19 protein-coding genes are annotated in these 16,781 nt (G+C 68.5%); 6 read left to right on the forward strand and 13 right to left on the reverse strand.

Annotated elements, in window-relative coordinates:
• Window positions 1-17 precede the first annotated feature (17 nt).
• Window positions 18-476, reverse strand: a complete 459-nt coding sequence (locus Drose_RS25325) for a MerR family transcriptional regulator (RefSeq protein ID WP_260723812.1) — start codon at window positions 474-476, stop codon at window positions 18-20.
• A 36-nt stretch (window positions 477-512) separates the two neighbouring features.
• Here Drose_RS25325 and Drose_RS25330 point away from each other — a divergent pair, with 36 nt between their 5' ends.
• Entirely contained in the window at window positions 513-1,208 is a 696-nt protein-coding gene (locus Drose_RS25330) for a class I SAM-dependent methyltransferase (RefSeq protein WP_260723813.1), read from the forward strand.
• A gap of 340 nt (window positions 1,209-1,548) precedes the next feature.
• Here the strand turns inward: Drose_RS25330 and Drose_RS25335 are convergent, their stop codons facing one another.
• On the reverse strand, window positions 1,549-1,878 hold the full coding sequence (locus tag Drose_RS25335) for a sigma-70 family RNA polymerase sigma factor family protein (RefSeq protein WP_260723814.1): 330 nt from the start codon (window positions 1,876-1,878) through the stop codon (window positions 1,549-1,551).
• Between the two features lie 130 nt (window positions 1,879-2,008).
• Here Drose_RS25335 and Drose_RS25340 point away from each other — a divergent pair, with 130 nt between their 5' ends.
• Entirely contained in the window at window positions 2,009-2,302 is a 294-nt protein-coding gene (locus Drose_RS25340; RefSeq protein ID WP_260729803.1) for a hypothetical protein, read from the forward strand.
• A 543-nt stretch (window positions 2,303-2,845) separates the two neighbouring features.
• Here the strand turns inward: Drose_RS25340 and Drose_RS25345 are convergent.
• Entirely contained in the window at window positions 2,846-3,943 is a 1,098-nt protein-coding gene (locus tag Drose_RS25345) for a sensor histidine kinase (RefSeq protein WP_260723815.1), read from the reverse strand.
• A gap of 1 nt (window position 3,944) precedes the next feature.
• The gene (locus tag Drose_RS25350) at window positions 3,945-4,598 is read right to left on the reverse strand and encodes a response regulator transcription factor (RefSeq protein ID WP_260723816.1); all 654 of its coding nucleotides are present in this window, start codon (window positions 4,596-4,598) and stop codon (window positions 3,945-3,947) included.
• A 111-nt stretch (window positions 4,599-4,709) separates the two neighbouring features.
• On the opposite strand from Drose_RS25350, the gene Drose_RS25355 reads away from it, so the two are divergent.
• Together Drose_RS25355 and Drose_RS25360 are read left to right on the forward strand one after the other, a co-directional pair.
• Complete coding sequence (locus tag Drose_RS25355; protein ID WP_260723817.1) at window positions 4,710-5,546, forward strand: ABC transporter ATP-binding protein; 837 nt, start codon at window positions 4,710-4,712, stop codon at window positions 5,544-5,546.
• Complete coding sequence (locus Drose_RS25360; protein WP_260723818.1) at window positions 5,543-6,532, forward strand: ABC transporter permease subunit; 990 nt, start codon at window positions 5,543-5,545, stop codon at window positions 6,530-6,532. Before Drose_RS25355 ends, Drose_RS25360 begins: the two co-directional genes overlap by 4 nt.
• Before the next feature lie 36 nt (window positions 6,533-6,568).
• On the opposite strand, the gene Drose_RS25365 is transcribed toward Drose_RS25360, so the two are convergent.
• Both Drose_RS25365 and Drose_RS25370 read right to left on the reverse strand, forming a co-directional pair.
• Window positions 6,569-6,709: a hypothetical protein gene (locus Drose_RS25365; RefSeq protein ID WP_260723819.1), complete on the reverse strand. Its 141-nt coding sequence runs from the start codon at window positions 6,707-6,709 to the stop codon at window positions 6,569-6,571.
• A 105-nt stretch (window positions 6,710-6,814) separates the two neighbouring features.
• A complete protein-coding gene (locus Drose_RS25370; RefSeq protein ID WP_260723820.1) occupies window positions 6,815-6,997 on the reverse strand; it encodes a hypothetical protein in 183 nt (60 codons plus the stop codon).
• A gap of 539 nt (window positions 6,998-7,536) precedes the next feature.
• Here Drose_RS25370 and Drose_RS25375 point away from each other — a divergent pair.
• Complete coding sequence (locus tag Drose_RS25375; RefSeq protein WP_260723821.1) at window positions 7,537-7,920, forward strand: VOC family protein; 384 nt, start codon at window positions 7,537-7,539, stop codon at window positions 7,918-7,920.
• Window positions 7,921-8,034: 114 nt separating this feature from the next.
• Here the strand turns inward: Drose_RS25375 and Drose_RS25380 are convergent, their stop codons facing one another.
• From Drose_RS25380 to Drose_RS25405, 6 genes are all read right to left on the reverse strand, one after another.
• A complete protein-coding gene (locus tag Drose_RS25380; RefSeq protein ID WP_260723822.1) occupies window positions 8,035-8,775 on the reverse strand; it encodes a DUF4437 domain-containing protein in 741 nt (246 codons plus the stop codon).
• A gap of 95 nt (window positions 8,776-8,870) precedes the next feature.
• On the reverse strand, window positions 8,871-9,911 hold the full coding sequence (locus tag Drose_RS25385) for an ABC transporter ATP-binding protein (protein ID WP_343869142.1): 1,041 nt from the start codon (window positions 9,909-9,911) through the stop codon (window positions 8,871-8,873).
• Window positions 9,912-9,916: 5 nt separating this feature from the next.
• Entirely contained in the window at window positions 9,917-10,888 is a 972-nt protein-coding gene (locus tag Drose_RS25390) for an ABC transporter ATP-binding protein (RefSeq protein WP_260723824.1), read from the reverse strand.
• Window positions 10,885-11,763 (reverse strand): ABC transporter permease, encoded by an 879-nt coding sequence (locus Drose_RS25395; RefSeq protein ID WP_260723825.1) that lies wholly within the window; start codon window positions 11,761-11,763, stop codon window positions 10,885-10,887. The genes Drose_RS25390 and Drose_RS25395 overlap by 4 nt, the downstream gene beginning before the upstream one ends.
• Entirely contained in the window at window positions 11,760-12,692 is a 933-nt protein-coding gene (locus Drose_RS25400; protein WP_260723826.1) for an ABC transporter permease, read from the reverse strand. The genes Drose_RS25395 and Drose_RS25400 overlap by 4 nt, the downstream gene beginning before the upstream one ends.
• A gap of 91 nt (window positions 12,693-12,783) precedes the next feature.
• Window positions 12,784-14,322, reverse strand: coding sequence for an ABC transporter substrate-binding protein (locus tag Drose_RS25405; RefSeq protein WP_260723827.1), 1,539 nt, complete (start codon window positions 14,320-14,322; stop codon window positions 12,784-12,786).
• Between the two features lie 160 nt (window positions 14,323-14,482).
• Here Drose_RS25405 and Drose_RS25410 point away from each other — a divergent pair, with 160 nt between their 5' ends.
• Entirely contained in the window at window positions 14,483-15,853 is a 1,371-nt protein-coding gene (locus Drose_RS25410; RefSeq protein WP_260723828.1) for an amidohydrolase family protein, read from the forward strand.
• Here the strand turns inward: Drose_RS25410 and Drose_RS25415 are convergent.
• Window positions 15,843-16,688 carry a hypothetical protein gene (locus Drose_RS25415; protein WP_260723829.1) on the reverse strand — a complete coding sequence of 282 codons (846 nt, stop codon included), beginning with the start codon at window positions 16,686-16,688 and terminating at the stop codon, window positions 15,843-15,845. The genes Drose_RS25410 and Drose_RS25415 overlap by 11 nt on opposite strands.
• Window positions 16,689-16,781: the final 93 nt, after the last annotated feature.

The following is a 16,781-nucleotide window of genomic DNA, read 5'->3' on the forward strand; positions in this document are numbered from 1 at the left end:
CGACGGCGAGGGATCTGTCAGTGCGCTCGCTCGTGGCTTTCTTCCGCTGAGAGGCCGTGCAGTCGCCCTTCGATGATCGACCAGAATCGGGAGCACTTCATGGGGTCGCTGGCTGGGCATCGCCTACCGTGCTCCAAGGCGGTGCGGGCCACCTCGATACGGTCCTGCCGCTCGGCCAGCTCGGCCAACTTGTGATCGATCATCTCCCGTCGGCCTTGCCGCTCGCCTGCGATGAAACGACCGATCTCCGTGAGTGAGAACCCGATGTCGCGGAAGAAGAGGATCAGGCCGACGTCCCGGACCGCTGACTGGGCATAGCGCCGTCGTCCCGCCGCCCGAGCGGCCGGCCGCACCAATCCAATTTCGTCGTAGTACCGCAGCGCACTCGTCGGCACCCCGGTACGTTCGGACAGCTCACCGATTGACAACAACATCGGCGTGACCGGCGAAGCCGGGGCGCGCTCGGTAGCAGGCATTGACTTCAAGTGTACCTGAAGTGCTTTGCTCACCTCATGGAGATCAAGGAGAGAGCGCTGACCCGCATCATGCAATGGTGGGGACCCCGTGGTGGGCTGGCACAGTTCCACCGCCCGACCGGAGCCGTGGGGCACGTCGCCGGCTGGATCATGGGCCGGCGCTCGTCGAACGTGGCGCGCAACCGCTGGGCGGCACAGCTTCTCGATGTCCAGCCGACCGACCGCGTCATCGAACTCGGCTGCGGTCCGGGCGTGGCCCTCGCCGCCCTCGCCGCCCGGGCGACGCGGGGATTGGTGGTCGGCGTCGACCATTCGCAGGTAATGATCCGCCAGGCCCGCCGCCGCAACAGAGCCGCCGTCCGGGCCGGACGGGTACGCCTGATTGACACACCGGTCGAGCGCCTGTCCATCAGCAACGGGCCGTTCGACGCCGCGCTTGCCGTCAACACCGTCGGCATGTGGCCCGACCCACCGGCCCGACTGCGCGAACTCGCCCGGCTGTTGCGGCCAGGCGGGCGCACCGCTCTGGTATCCCAGCCCCGCTGTCCCGGTGCCACCGCGGCCACCGCGGCGGCGGCCGCCAACGAACTGGCGGGCCTGCTCACCGAAGCGGGTTTCACACACCTCCGAACCGAAATACTCGACCTCGACCCGCCGGTGGCGTGCGTCCTCGGGCACGTGGCACCTGCCGATGACGCCGAGCCCGGCGCCCGTCCGACAGCGCAGTCATGACCCGCAGGCGCCGCACGATCAAGATCGGGGATCGAATGACCGTGATCATCCGGTCCTCGCGGACGTAGACGTTCCGCGGCCGGCCCGGACCCACGGCTTCACACTGGAACGGCCGTGCTGACACCGGCAGGCCGATCTGCCGCGCGACCAGCACGACTCCTGGCAGTCCTCGAAGGACCGGCCTCGACGGCGAACAGGACATTGGCCGACGCAAGATCAGTACGTCCGATCTCGACCGTCGGCATTGCACCTCGACCGCCACCGTGGCAGCCCGTTTCGGGTTTCGGGGTCTTGGCGATGCGGTAACCGTAGCCGTCGAGGAGTCGCCAGGGCACCGGGCTCAGATGTCGTGAGGGAACAGGGTCATACCGCTCAGGCGGTCGCCGGCCGGGGTGAGCACTATCAGCCCGCCGGGTCGCTCGAACGCATCCCCGACCAGCCGCGAGACGAACGCCGACTGTCCATTCATGCGAGTGGTGCGCAGCCGGATCCGTAGCCCTTGGCTGACGCGCCAGGCGGCGCTGGTCCGCAGGAACGAGACGATGGCCGACACGCCGTGGTACTCGTGCGGGGCGGGCGGCATGGCCAGCCATGCCAACAGGCGGTAGCAGTGCACCAGCAACTCGCGCCGGTGCTGCGCTATCAGATCCTCAAACGCGATCTTCGCCACAGCCGTTCCGTTTCTCGGGTCGTTGGTGTCGTAACGGGCAACACCGGAAGGAGAGATCATGACCAGCCCAGCATTGCAGATCGCTCTGGCTCACCACCGGACGTGGACCGGCAAAGACCTTGAGACGGCAATGACCTTCATCGCGGACGACGTCGTACTGGACGCCCCAGCCGGGCGGCTCACCGGCATCCAGGCGTACCGCGCTCACCGAGCCCGGTACCGCTACGATGGTGATGCGCGGCCGACCCTCACAGGGCTGGATCACAGCGGCCGAACATGCCTGTGCCACACGTCCGGACCTGGCCTCCTGGGTGCGGCGCGGGCTGACGTACGCACTGACACTGCCGGGCCGATAGACCTCATCCCATGCCACAATCGCACACCGCCGAGCACTCCAGGGACCGAGACTCCGGCAACATCGTGAACGGCGGCCGACTTGACAGGATTTGGTGGCGACGCACCCGCGCTGCGATAACAAGGCTGGCATGACCAATTCAGATCATCATCGAAGTTCATAAATTTTATTGATCATTTCCGAAGTTGGTCATGCCCGCTCCGCAGTCCCCTCTCTGCCAGCCCGGCAACGTGAGACACCTGGGTTGACACATGCTCTGAGCAGGGCGGTTTCACGCCGCACGAACGCTGACCCACGGCGGTCGAGAGCATCGATGCCTCCGTCGGCCAGTGGTGTGTCCAGTGCGCCGACGAGCCCGTCCACGAAATGGCCTTCCGCCCTCAGCACCTCGACACTGTCTGTAGAAGGCATTGACTGTCGCTCACGTTACCGCTCCCCGCCCAGGTCGGTCGCGCCGAGCATCGCCACACGGCGAATCCGTACGCTGTACTGACCGTGTGCAATGTTTGATAGTGCGAATACACGGCCGGTACGCCTGTCGCGTCCGCTTGAACCTTGCGAACGTCCGAGTAATTTTGCCCGGCGCTTACGCAGCAGCACCTACCCCCGGGGTCACGACATAGGCGGGAAGCTGATCTCGACGGTGAGCCCGCCCTCAGGATGCGCGTGGGCCGTGAGCACGGCGCCGTGGGCGACGGCGATCGCCCGCACGATCGACAGGCCCAGCCCGTGGTGGTCGTCGGCCACTCGCCGCATGCGTTGGAAGGGCTCGAATAGCCGGTCCACCTCCTCGGCTGGTACCACCGGACCGGTATTTGTGACGACCAGGAGCGCCTGATCCGCGGCGCGGCGGGTGGCCACCTCGACCACGCCGCCGGGAATGTTGTAGTGGACGGCGTTGTCACACAGGTTGGCCACCAGCCGCCCGATCAGCGCCGGATCGCCGATCAATGTGGCTGGCCGGATCATAGTCTTGACCCGTAGCCCGTGCCGGTCAAGCTCGGCTGCCCGGTCGCGCACCGCCTGCTCGGCGAGCCCGGCGAGGTCGACCGGCTCGGCCCGGCCCCGGCCGTGCTCGCTGCCGGCGAGGGTCAGCAGCGACTCGAGCAGCCGGGCCCGCGCTCGGTTGACCGCGATCAGACTCTCGAAGTTGGCCCGGTACCTCTCGACGGTCACGTTCGGGGCGACGAGCGGCTCCTCGAGCAGGGCGTGCTCGACGGTCAGCGGCGTACGCAGCTCGTGCGCGGCGTTGGCGACGAATCGTTTGTGGCCGTCTAGTGCGGTCTCCAACCGGCCGAGCAGCTCGTCGACGGTGTCGGCGAGATCCTTCAACTCGTCGCGGGGACCCGCCATCGCGAGCCGCTCGTGCACGTTGCGGCCGGAGATCTGCCGCAGGCGCCCGGTCATCGTGCGCACGGGACGCAGGATCCGGCCGGCGATCAACCAGCCCACCGCCAGCGACAGCACGGCCATGATGGCCAGCGCGACGGCCGGCAGGAGTAGGATGTCCGACCGGTAGGCATTGAGGTCGACCAGTAGGGAGTCGGGCAGGTGGCCCGGCTCGACGGAGACGCCCTCCGGCGCCGGCGCGTCGGCCGGCGGCAGGCTGCGGGACAGCACCGTGATGATGAGGAGCAGCACGACGCCGGAGGCGACCGACGCCGCGCAGTACAGCAGGGTGAGGCGCCGCCGGAGCCGGTTGACCCGCATGTCAGATGCGGTAGCCGGCGCGCGCGACCGTCACGATCAACGGCGGATCGCCGAGCTTGGCCCGCAGCCGGTTCATCGTTGCCTTGACCGTCGTGGTGAACGGGTCGGCGGCCTCGTCCCACACCCGGTCGAGCAGTTCCTCCGCGGAGACCACCCGGCCCTGGGCGGTGAGCAGATGCTCGAGGACCGCGAACTCCTTCGGGCCCAGCGCAAGCTGCGCCCCGGCGCGGGTGGCGATCCGCCGTGCCGGGTCGAGCCGCAGGTCGACGTGCGCGAGGACCGGCGGGGTGGCCGGCTGGGAGCGCCGGCCGACCGCGCGGATCCGGGCCACCAGCTCGGCGTACGCGAACGGTTTGGGCAGGTAGTCGTCGGCGCCCAGGCCGAGACCCTCGACCCTCTCAGCGACGGTGCCCGAGGCGGTCAGCATCAGCACCCGGCTGGGCGACTCCCGGGCGACCAGCGTGCGGCACACCTGGTCGCCGTGTACGCCGGGCAGGTCACGGTCGAGCACGACGACGTCGTAGTCGAGCACGGCGGTGCGCTGGAGCGCGGCGGCGCCGTCGTACGCCACGTCGACCGCCATCCCCTCGTGGCGCAGAGCCCGCGCCACTGAGTCGGCGAGTACCACCTGATCCTCGACCACGAGCACCCTCATCGGGCGAGGTTATCCGCACAACGGTCACAATGCGGTCACACCCTGACCGTGCCGTGACCGCCGACTGGCTAGAACTGACCCCCACATCCATTCGAGATAGGGGATCGCTCCGTGACCACAGCAACAACGCCGGTCATCGAGACCGGGGGGCTCGGCAAACGGTACGGCCACACCACCGCCTTGGCCGACTGCACCCTGCACGTACCGGCCGGGCGGATCGTCGGCCTGGTCGGCCCCAACGGCGCGGGCAAGTCCACTCTGCTCGGGCTGACCTGCGGAGTCATCGCGCCCACGACGGGCAGCATCGAGGTGCTCGGCAACCGCCCGGGAGGCAGCGCGGCCCAGTTGGCCAAGGTCGGGTTCGTCGCGCAGGACGCCCCGGTCTACCGCGGCCTGTCGGTCGCCGACCACCTGCGACTCGGCGCCCGGCTCAACCCCCGCTGGGACCAGCCGCTGGCCGAGCGCCGGGTGAAGCGGCTCGGCCTCGACCCCGCGCAGAAGGCCGGCGGGCTCTCCGGCGGGCAGCGGGCCCAGCTCGCCCTCACCATCGCCGCCGCCAAACGCGCCGAACTGCTCGTCCTCGACGAGCCGGTCGCTTCGCTCGACCCGCTGGCCCGCCACGCGTTCCTGCGCGACCTGCTGGACTTCGTCGCCGAGCTCGGGGTCAGCGTGGTGCTGTCCTCACATCTGCTCGGTGACCTGGAACAGGTCTGCGACCACCTGATCGTGCTGGCCGCGGGCCGGGTGCAGCTGGCGGGCGACGTGGACGACCTGCTGGCCGTACACCACCGGGTGGCCGGTGCCCTACCGGCCGCCGCCGAGCGCATCCACGAGGACGTCGTGCGCTCCGACGCCGCGCTGCCGGGCGCGCAGCCGGTCGACCTCGAGGACCTGGGCATGGCGTACATGACCCGCGCCGCGGTCGAATCGATCGGCGGTGCGGCATGATCTGGCTGACCTGGCGGCAGTTCCGCACCCAGGCCCTGGTCGCCGCCGCTGCCCTGGCCGCGATCGCGATCTACCTGGTGTACCTCGGCTCTGGCATCCGCGACGACTACGCCGACGTCCTGGGCTGCCAACCCAGCGACTGCGTCACCGCCCGGCACACCTTCGACGAGTCGTACACCGGCCCGCTGTCGATCGTCGGCCTCCTGCTCATCGCCGTTCCCGCCGTCATCGGCATCTTCTGGGGCGCGCCCCTGATCACCCGGGAGCTGGAGGAGAAGACCGACCGCCTGGTCTGGAACCAGAGCGTGACCCGCACCCGCTGGCTGGCCACCAAGCTGGTCCTGCTCACCCTCGCGAGCGTCGCGGTCACCGGCCTGTTCAGCCTCCTGCTCACCTGGAACGCGAGCCGCTACGACCAGTTCATCGGAGACCGCTTCGGCGCGGTGAACTTCGCCTCCCGCAACGTCGTCCCCCTCGGCTACGCCGCCTTCGCGTTCGTCCTCGGCACCGTCGTCGGCCTCGTCGTACGCCGCACGCTGGTGGCCATGGCGCTGACCCTGGCCGTGTTCGCCATCGTCCAACTGTTCGTGCCCACCGTGGTCCGCGAGCACCTCATGGTGCCCATGACGACCACCGTGGCGTTCGACGAGGACGCGATGAGCCGATCGGACACCTTCGGCATCAACGACCGCGGCGCCACGATCATGGGCTACACCATGGCGGGCACCTGGTCCCTGACGGACGAAGCCAAGGTGGTCAACGCCGACGGCACCCCCTACACCCTCCAGCAGGCGAAGACGTGCGAGAAGAGCTCGCAGGCGGAGAACATGGCCTGCATGGCCGGCCAGAACCTGCACTTCAGCTACACATACCAGCCCGCCGACCGCTACTGGCCGTTCCAGTGGATCGAGCTCTCCGCGTACCTCGGAGTCACCCTCCTTATGGCCGCCTTCGGCTTCTGGTGGATCCGGCACCGCTCCATCTGACGCGTCTGCGCCCGTCTCCGCTTCCCGGGGGCGGGCTCAGGGCTTGCGGTACACCGACATGTGGCTCTTACTCGACGGACCGAACGGCTCGCGTCCCGGGTCGGCGTAGCGGGCCTCGATGCGCAGGCCGGCCTCGGCGGCCAAGGTGTCGATCTGCTCGGGCCAGCGGCAGTCCACCCCGAACGGGCTGGAGGCGGACGCCGACCTCGCTGAACCCGACGGTCTGCCGGACGAAACTTTGGGCCGCGCGGTTGAATTGGTACATCGGACGGTCACCGAGTCCTAGGTCACCGACCGCACCTGCACCTCACGCTCGTCGCGGTCGAAGTCGGCCAGACCCGGCACGAACGCCTCCATGACGAACGCCCCGCCGGGCGCCAGCACCCGCGCGACCTTGCGGAAGCAGTCCTCCTGCCGCCCGGCCCCGGTCAGGTTGAACAGGGCGTTGAAGACCAGGTACACCAACGGGTACGGCCCGTTCGCCGGCCCGTACCGTAGGTCGGTGGTTCCCCGAAGCGCGGCAGCCTCTTCGGAACCGAGGTAGCACCATGATCAGGTGCACATCTGCCGCGATCCGGTGCGGCCAGGTTCAGGCTATAAGCCGGCGTGCGGCTCAGACGGTGACTCACGGTCACGGTCGTGCCCCCAGGCGGGTGACCCGTGGGTAGGACCGGTTACGGTCATCCGCCGGCACCGGTTGATGCATCAAATCCGCCAACATCACCGAGAATCCTGCCGTTTCTGTCGAAGTCCAGCTCGCGGGCACCGACCGATGACATGATCCTTGGGACATCGAGCCACGTCGCATCTTGTTGACGCGACAGCCAGAGCCGAGACCACCTTGTGCGTCTCCATCTACTTGTCGCAAGCCAACTCACCGGAGCCTGGTAGTCTCGCCCTCCGCTACTGAACCATCGCCCGGGACTTCCCCTGTTTCGCGAGCGCCGTCGCCACTGGAGCTTCCGGGGCCGGAGTCGGCGGCGTCAAGGTACGGAGAGTGACGTATGCGGCAGCCGAATCTGCAGATCACAGGCGCGACCCTCGCAGCGCCGAATCCACGTCAGCTAGCTGAGTTCTACAGCAAGCTGCTGGGCTGGGAAAGCGAGATCGAGACCAACTGGGCGCAGGTCCGGTCGGCTGATGGTCAGGGTGGCCTGCGGACGCTGAACTTCGAGATCGAACCGAACTACACTCCTCCGATCTGGCCGACCGTTCAGGGCGAGCAGCAGATCATGACGCACCTCGACATCGCCGTGGACGACCTCGACGCGGCGGTGGCCTGGGCCACGGCGGCTGGTGCTCGAGCGGCCGACGTTCAGCCGCAGACGAGCGTCCGAGTGATGCTGGACCCGGCGGGCCACCCATTCTGTCTGTTCACGAGGGGCTGACCATCGCTGCGCCCGACGAGCTGCCGTTGATCTTCGAGCGGCTACCGCGCGGCATGAACGTCGAGCAGCTCGGCAGCGGCAACCGGTTGAGCTTCAACGGAACAGCCGCGGCGGTCAGTAACAGGCGCACCCACCGTCCCACGGCTTGCCGCCGAGTTCCGTCAACCCGGGAGGAAGGATCGGGCGGTGCTCCGGCTGCCAGGAAAACTCCCGCTCGTCGTCCTCATAGACGGTCGACAGCGGGCCGCCCTTGGTGCGGAAGAGCATGAGGTTGCCGGTCGGGGACCCGAACGGGCCGTGCCACTCCTCCTCAGGGCGCCAGAAGTAGGCTCCGGCGCGCATGGTACCGACGTGGCCGACAAGTTCTCCGGCCAACAGGTACATCTCCTCGACCACCGGGTGCTTCTCCGCCCGGCGACCCCACCGCAACGGCATCGTGCCCAGCACCCAGGTCTGCTCCCCGTCGTAGGGATCCTCACGCAGGAACTTCCGGCCCGCGCCGGAGGGGAACCGGGGATGGAAGTTGCCGGTCCACGGGCCGTCGAAGGCGTCGACGGCCTCGACGAGCCGGGCCTCGTCCACGCCTCGCGTCACCGCCGCGGCGGCGCGGGGCTCACCGGAGAAGAATGTCAGCACCACCGCGCCGTGCGGGCTCGCCATCGCCGGCCGGACATACCCCGCCGGCAGGTGGGCGTAACCGTACCGTTCGTGCCGCACGTCGCCAACCGTGAGCGACCCGGCCAGCACGAACAGCTCCTCGTCAGCGGTCAGCGCCTGCGGGTCGTCCTGCCGCCAGCCCGCGGGATAGCGCAGGAGCGTGCTGGACGATCCGCTCTCCTCATCCAGGCTCAGCATCCGCATCTCGACAGCGGGCCGCGCTCCCCCGTACAGGCCTTTCGTCCAAGGCAGCACCTGACTCTGAATGAATTCGATGAAGGGCCGACCCACGGTCACTCCTTTGCCGTCAGCGGTCGCGACTGGGACGCGTCGATCACGGGTTGGACTTCGCCCGGGTAGAAGCAGGCGGTGCGCACCCCCGGCCGGACTTCGATCAGCGGGGGGACCTCCACGGCGCATCTGGACCGGGCGATCGGGCAACGCGGATGGAAGACGCAGCCGGACGGTCGGTTGATCGCCGACGGCGGGTCGCCCGCGAGCACGATCCGCTCCCGGGTCGGATTGTCCGGCGTCGGGGTGGCAGACAGCAGAGCCGCGGTGTACGGATGCTGTGGTGACCACACCACCTGGTCCGTCGTGCCCTCCTCCACGACCCGGCCCAGGTAGAGGACGGCCACCCGGTTGGAGATCTGGTGTACCAGCGCAAGGTCGTGGGCGATGACCAGGTAGGCCAGATCGCGCTCCCGCTGCAGCGTGCCGAGCAGATTGATGATCTGGGCCTGGATGGACATGTCCAAGGCGGAGACCGGCTCATCTGCGATGATCATCGATGGTTCGAGGGCCAGTGCGCGAGCGATCGAGATCCGCTGACGCTGCCCGCCGGAGAACTGCGACGGGTAGCGGCTCATCGCGCTCGCGGTCAGGCCGACCAGCTCCAGCAACTCGACGACTCGGTCGGCGATCTGGCGGCGGTTGCCCCACCGGTGCGCGACGAGGGGCTCGGCCACGACGCGCGCGATCGTCATCCGCGGATCAAGGCTGGCATACGGGTCCTGGATCACCATCTGCAGGCGGCGACGCACTGGCTTCAAGCGGCGCTCCGACAGATGCGTGATATCCGTTCCTTCGAAGATGATGCGCCCGCTGTCGGGCTCATGAGCCCGCATCAAGGCCAGCGCAACCGTCGACTTGCCCGAGCCGGACTCCCCGACGAGCGCCAGCGTCTCGCCGGCCGCCACCGACAGGGACACCCCGTCGACGGCGACGAGAGTCTGGTGCCCCACAGTGAACTCGACCCGCAAGTCCTCGGTGGTCAGAACGGGTGCCTTCGCGGCGGAGGCGGAGGCGGCAGCGGCACCTTGGCCGGTCGACATGGCGTTCATGAGCTCAACGGGTGCCAGCAGGCGACGGTGGACAGGTCGCCAGGCACGAGTTCGGGCCGCTGCTCACGGCACACTTCGGAGGCCCGGGCGCAGCGCGGCGCGAACGGGCAGCCGGCGGGGCGGCTGTACGGGGTTGGCGGGGATCCCGGGATCGGGACCAGCGGCTTACGCTCACGGTCGAAACGCGGCGCGGCCGCGAGCAGTCCGGCGGTATAGGGATGGCGAGGGCGCGACAACAGGGTGAGCGCGACTCCCTCCTCGACGATGTGTCCCGCATACATGACGATGATCCGATCGCAAATCTGGCCGGCCACACCGAGGTCGTGTGTGATGAAGATCAGTCCGGCGCTGCTCACTCGGCTGCGCATCAGGTCGATGATCTGAGCCTGGATGGTGGCGTCCAGCGCGGTGGTGGGCTCGTCGGCGACGATGACCGCGGGATCGTGCAGCAGCGCCAGAGCGATCATCACCCGTTGGCGGAGCCCGCCGGACAGTTGGTGCGGATAGACCTTGACGCGCAGTTCCGGGGACGGGATGCCCACCGCGCGAAGCGCGGCGACGGCCGACTGGTGGGCCTGCGCCCGGCTCATCCGGCGATGGCGACGCAAGGCCTCCACGAGCAGCGAGCCCACCGTACGCACGGGGTTGAGCCCGGTCATCGGGTCCTGGAAGACCATCGAGACCTGGTTGCCGCGCATCCGCTGCAACTCCCGCTGGGACAGCCGCATGACCTCCCGGCCCGCCACCCGGATGGAGCCGCTCTGGTGGAGGGTCTCGGGGGTCAGCCGCAGCAGGCTCAACGCGGTGAGGGACTTGCCCGACCCAGACTCCCCCACAATGCCCAGCACCTCCCCCCGCGCCAGCGAGAACGAGACGTCCTCGATGATGGGCACCTCCGCGCCCGAGGGATCCGCCGCGTTCACCCGCAGGCCGTCGACGTTCAACACCACGTCCGTCGCCGCGCTCATCTGTTGACCACCGCCGTTACGTTGTGAGACCGGCTACTCAGGGCATCGCCGATGAGGTTGGCCGTCACCACGATCACCACGATGGTCAGGCCCGGGACCAGCACCATGTGTGGTGCCTGCGCCAGGTACTCCCGGCTCTCCGCCAGCATCCCGCCGAGAGAGGGGGTGCCCAGCGGTACCCCGAGGCCGAGGAAGGACAGCCCGCTTTCCGCGATGAGCAGATCGGCGAACATGAAAGCCCACATGACCAGGAGGGTGTTGCGGATTCCCGGCAGGACATGGGTGACCACGGTACGTAGACCGGAGACCCCGAGCAGGCGCGCGGCGAGGATGTACTCGCGTTTCATCAGTCCGATGGCCTCGGCGTAGACCACCCGGGCGAAGATGGGCCAACTCACGAGGCCCAAGGTCAGTGAGAGTGCCCAGAACCCTCGTCCGACGATCGCCATGATCGTCACGGCGAGCACGAGCGACGGGAACGACAGGCTCATGTCGATCAGGCGGGTCAGCAGCACCCGCACGAGTCCCCGCGCCGACGCCGCCCAGAGACCGACGACCGTGCCGATCCCGGACACCAGGCAGGTGGAGACGACGCCCACGGCCACCGACCAGCGCAGGCCGGCGACACCCCGGGCGAGCATGTCCCGGCCGAGCTGGTCGGTGCCCAACACGTGCCCCGTGGTGCCCAGGCCCTTGAGGCGGTCCACCGGGGCGGTCCGCCCGGGATCGAGGTGGCCGAAGGTCATCAGCAACAGCGCGCCGCCGATCACGACGACCCCGAGGCCGATGCCCAGGAACAACGCCAGCGGCCGGCTGCGGCCTGACGGCCGCCTGCGGAACAGGCCGCGAGGTGGTACGACCGGCGTTTCTGTCATCCTCTTTGCCGCCTCAGCCGTGGGTCGAGTATCGAGAACAGGACGTCGGTCAGGGCATTCACCAGGAAGACCAGGAACGCGACGACGAAAACGGTGGCCTGCACGACGGGAAAGTCCAGCCTGAGCACCGAGTCGATCAGGAGCCGGCCGACCCCCGGCCACGCGAAGATGACCTCGGTGATCAGCGCTCCGGACAGCAGGAAGGCGAACTGGCCGGCGACGAGCGCCGTGGCGCCGAGCAGCGCGTTGGGCAACGCGTGACGGACCACCACGGTGAGCTTCGAGGCGCCGCAGGCGCGGGCCGTGCGCACGTAGTCGTCACTCATCGCGGCGCTGACGTTCGTGGCGAGCACCCGCGTCAGCCGTGGAATGAGGAATGCGGCCAGGGTCACCGACGGAAGTATCCAACTCACCAACGTCGTGTTGCCGATGCTCGGCAGGAGGCGGAACTTCACCGCGAAGATCTGGATCAGCAGGAGACCGACGACGTAGCCCGGCACGCCCTGGCCGACGACCAGCAGACCCGTTGCGACGACTCGCGGGAGCGGGTGGGGACGGGACCCGAGCCAGGCTCCCACCGGCACCGCCACCAGCAGGTTGATCAGGATGCCGAGGGCGGCGAGCTGCACCGTCGCCGGCATCCGGGCCAGGACGAGACCCAGGGCGGCCTCGCCGGACTGCACCGAACGGCCGAAGTCGAGCTGGAACACGTGCCCGATGAAGTTGCCGTACTGCACGATGAGCGGCTGGTCGAGGCCGTACTGTCGGGCGACGTGCGCGATGAATTCCGGATCCGCGTTCTCCCCGGCGAGCACAAGCGCCGGGTCGCCGGAGATACGTAGCAGGAAGAACAGCAGCGTGGAGATGGAAAAGAGCAGCGCCAGCAACTGCAGGACCCGCCGCGTGAGGGCCCGGACAAGGACCCTCACGCGGCGGCTGAGCAGGGCGCCACTCGGTGCGTCAGTTCGCGAGGACGTGAGCTCGGCCATTTCGCTGAATTTCAGATTCTTCTGTCGATGCCTAGGACACGTGCATCTTGTCGTAGGGGATGGTGCGGTTGATGTTCTGGAAGCCCTGCAGCTTACTCGACACACCGGTGATGTCGATCTGCTGCACGAGGTAGAGCGCCGGCGGGTTGTCGTGCTGCATCTGCTGCGCCTGCGCCAGCAGCTTGTTGCGCGACTCGCCATCGCCCTCCTTGGCCGCCCGCCCGAGCACCTCGGCCACGGCCGGGTCGCAGAAGAAGGCGGGCTTCTTGAGGCAGGAGAACAGTTCCATCGGACGCAGGGCGTCGAGTCGGGGCAGCGTGTTCCAGGACAGCCCGAACGCCTGCGACGTCCAGGTGTTCTTCAGGTAGTGGTCCAGCCACTCGGCGAAGGTGACCTGGCGTAGCTCGACCTTGACGCCGACATCGGCGAGGTTCTGCTGCATCAACTGGTATATCTGCGCGTCCGCCGGGAAGGAACCCACGGTGACGTCGGCCTTGAGGCTGAAGCCGTTCGGGTATCCGGCGTCCGCCAGCAGCTTCTTCGCCTTCTCCGGGTCGTACGGGTACGGCTTGATGGCCGAGTTGTAGCCGGCGGCGCCGTCGGTGATGCCGGAGCCGCTCGGCTTGCCCACGCCGAGGAGCAGGTTCTTGGCCATCGACTCCTTGTCCACGGCGTAGTTGAGCGCCTCGCGGACTTCCTTCTTCTTCAGCGGTGAGTCGCCCAGCTCGGTGATGAAGGCCAGTGACATGACTTGCGCGGCGGCGAGGATGTCGGCCCGGGTGCGCGAGCCGTCGAGCTGCTTGCTCTGGTCGGGCGAGAGCTGGATGGCAAGGTCGATCTGGTCGGACTGCAGCGCCTGGAACCGCGCGGCCGGGTCGGGCAGCGCGTGGATCTCCATCTTCGCGGCCTTGGGCGCCCGCCAGGAGTTCTTGACGGCGCTCAGCTTGATGAGGTTGGCGTTCCAGGAGTCGACCTTGAACGGCCCGGTGCCGACCGGGTCGTTGGCGAACCCCTTCATGCCGAGTTCCTTGAACTTCGCCGGCGCCGGGATGTAGACCTCACCCACCCGGGCAGGCACCATGGCGTCCGGCGCGGCGGTGGTGAATTCCACGGTCAGCGGGTCGACCGCCTTGACCCCCGAGATCGTCTTGACATCGGCCGCGACGACGCTCGCCGAGCCTTCCGGGTCCTTCACGAGGTATTCGAAGGTGGCAACCACGGCCCCGGCGTCGAACTTCTCACCGTTGGAGAACGTCACGCCGTCGCGCAGCTTGAAGACCCAGGTGGTCGGCGCGGGCTGGGACCACTCGGTGGCCAGCATCGGCTGGATCTTGCCGTGTTGGTCCACGAGGGTCAGCGCGTCGTAGATGGCGGCGTGCGTGTAGACCTCGGGCGAGCCGATTCCCTTGTACGGGTCGCCCTTGCCGGGCGGCAGCGCGTCGACGCCGACCCGGATGGTGCCGCCACCCGCCGACCCCGCCGGATCCTTCTGCTCGCCGGATGAACAACCGGCGACAACGAGGACACCGGCAAGGATGCCTGCTGTGCCTAGCCTGACCCTAAATCGCATGACTGAGCTCCCTCGGCCTGATCCCCCGGGTTCACCACGGTTGTTTCGTTCTATGGAACGCCGTACCACTATATGCTTGTGGGCGTGAGGGTAACAGCCCTCACACCTGGGGCGTCAACGCTGAGGGTGAGTCGAGACCGAGCCGTGATGGAGGTTTGTAATGCCTCGCACCGTGATCAACAATGGACTGATCATCACGATGGATCCACACCGCACCGTATACGCGGCCGGACACGTCGTCGTTGACGGCGACGCCATCACCCAGGTGGGTCCGGGCGCGGCCGCCATCGGCCGAGACGATCTCGTGCTGGACGGCACGGGCTGCGCAATTTTGCCCGGCTTTGTCAACACGCATCACCACCTTGCCTCCACCCTGCTGCGCGGCATGGCGCCCGACCGTCCCCTGCGGGTGCAGGCCAGCACCGAGTCCCCGAGCATGCGCCTGCACCGCGTCCAGGACGAGGAAGAGTGCTACGCCGGCGCCCTGCTCGGCCTCGTCGAGCTCACGCGCTCCGGGGTGACCACGACCACCGACTCCCAGTCCCCGTGGAAGGGCATGCGCAAGAACGACGGATCGCTGCGGGCCGCCAACGAGTCCGGACTTCGCGTCGTCTACTCACCGGCGTTCGTCAACCGCACCGAGATGGTGCCCTCCGCGCACCACTTCACCGTCGCCGAGGCCGTGGCGGAGTTCGACCGGCTGGCCGCCACCTGGTCGGGCGGCATGGTCACCGTGATCCCGGAGGTCATGTCCCTGCCCCGGGGCACCGACGAGCTGATCAGGAGCCTGGCCCGGGCCGGGAACGGACGCATGGCGATGCACCTGACATATTCCGCGGAGTTCGCCGAGTGGGCACAGAAGGAGTACGGACACACCGCCATCGAGCATCTGGACCGTCTGGGGGTGCTCGGCCAGGGATTCCTCGGCGCGCACCCGATCTACCTGTCTGATCGGGAAGTTCAGATTTATGCGGATCGGGGTGCGGCCGGAGCGTACTGCGCGGTAAGCAACATGCTGATCGGCGTCGGCCACCTCCCGCTGATGCGGATGCGTGAGGCGGGCATCCGGATGGGCCTGGGCCTCGACTACCCCAACCACGCCCACAACTTCTTCGAGACCATCAAGATGTCGCTGTTGTCGCAGAAGCAGCTCGCGCTGGATGCGAGCATCGGCGACCCGGGTGACGCGCTGGCCTGGGCCACCATCGACGGAGCCGCGGCGCTCGGGCTCGCCGAGCAGACCGGCTCGCTGGAGCCGGGCAAACTGGCGGACCTGCAGGTGGTGGACCTGCAGCGCGCGCACCTGTGGCCGCCCACCGGTGTCCTGTCACTGCTCGTCTACGCCGGCAGCCCCGACGCCGTACGAGACGTGATGGCGGGCGGCCGGTGGCTCATGCGGGACCGTCAACTGGTCCACCTCGACGAGGCGGCTGTCATGGCCCACGCCGCGGCCCTGCAACAGCGGATGGCCGAAGCCGTGGGGATTCCACCGGGGCCGGTCGTGCCGAACGGGTGGACCCTCAGCCGCTGAGCAGTTCGACGCGAAGGCCGTCCGGCCCGATCAGCACGCCACTCGCGATCGCGTCCGCCGGCCGTACGCCCAGAGCCACGGACGCGACGCCGGGCGGTAGGTGCCCGGGCACGGTCGGCCTGGGCACGGCCTGTCTCGGATACTGATCGTGCTCGATAGCCGTCTGGTCCAGGAGTTGCAGCGAGCTGATCCGGTGCAGCATGTCCGCGGGCAGCTCGAACGCCTTGTTGATGACCTGGACGGCCACCTGGCGATCCGAGGCCCGCACGACGTCGAACCGCTCCTCGAACCACCCGCGGGTCGTCTCGAGGTCCGCCGCGGCCACCACCGCGATGAACACCCCGTCGATGTCACCGGAGCAGCGGGGCAGGTCGAACGGCGGCAGCGGGGCAAGGATCTCCGTGAAGTACACGAGCTCGCCGGACGGGCCCGCGCACTGCATCGCGCGCAGCGCCGGCCTCGACAGCCCGGCCAGCGCCGCCGGCGGAACGAGCGTCCGGAACGGGCTGCCGTCCAGGCGGCGGGCCAGACCGTCGACGTCCGGCACGCATATCTCTATCCCGGCCCAGCCGAGGGTGCGGGCCGGACGGTAGTCGTGCGGAACTCGACCTTCGACGAGCCGTACGCCGCCGCCGATCCCGCTGGCCGGCCCGACGACGACGTACGGCGCGCCGGCGCTGCGCGGTGCCCGCCACGCCGCCGCCAGCGCGCCCGGCACCCGGCCCTCGTCCTGCGTCAGGTAGCCGAGCCATCTGCGGTAGGCCTGCGCGCTCGCGTCCAGCCGGGGGGTGACCACCGTGGCATGGCGGATGGGGCCGAGGAAGGGTCTGCTCATGTTTCCTCCTGGACGATTGACCTTCTACTCAGGCGCGCCTACTGTTTTTGAAACAGTGTTCGGAATGGCGGAACAGTCGCCAGGTGCAAGGAT

This window comes from Dactylosporangium roseum (assembly GCF_025264685.1).
GTDB classification, from domain to species: Bacteria; Actinomycetota; Actinomycetes; order Mycobacteriales; family Micromonosporaceae; genus Dactylosporangium; species Dactylosporangium roseum.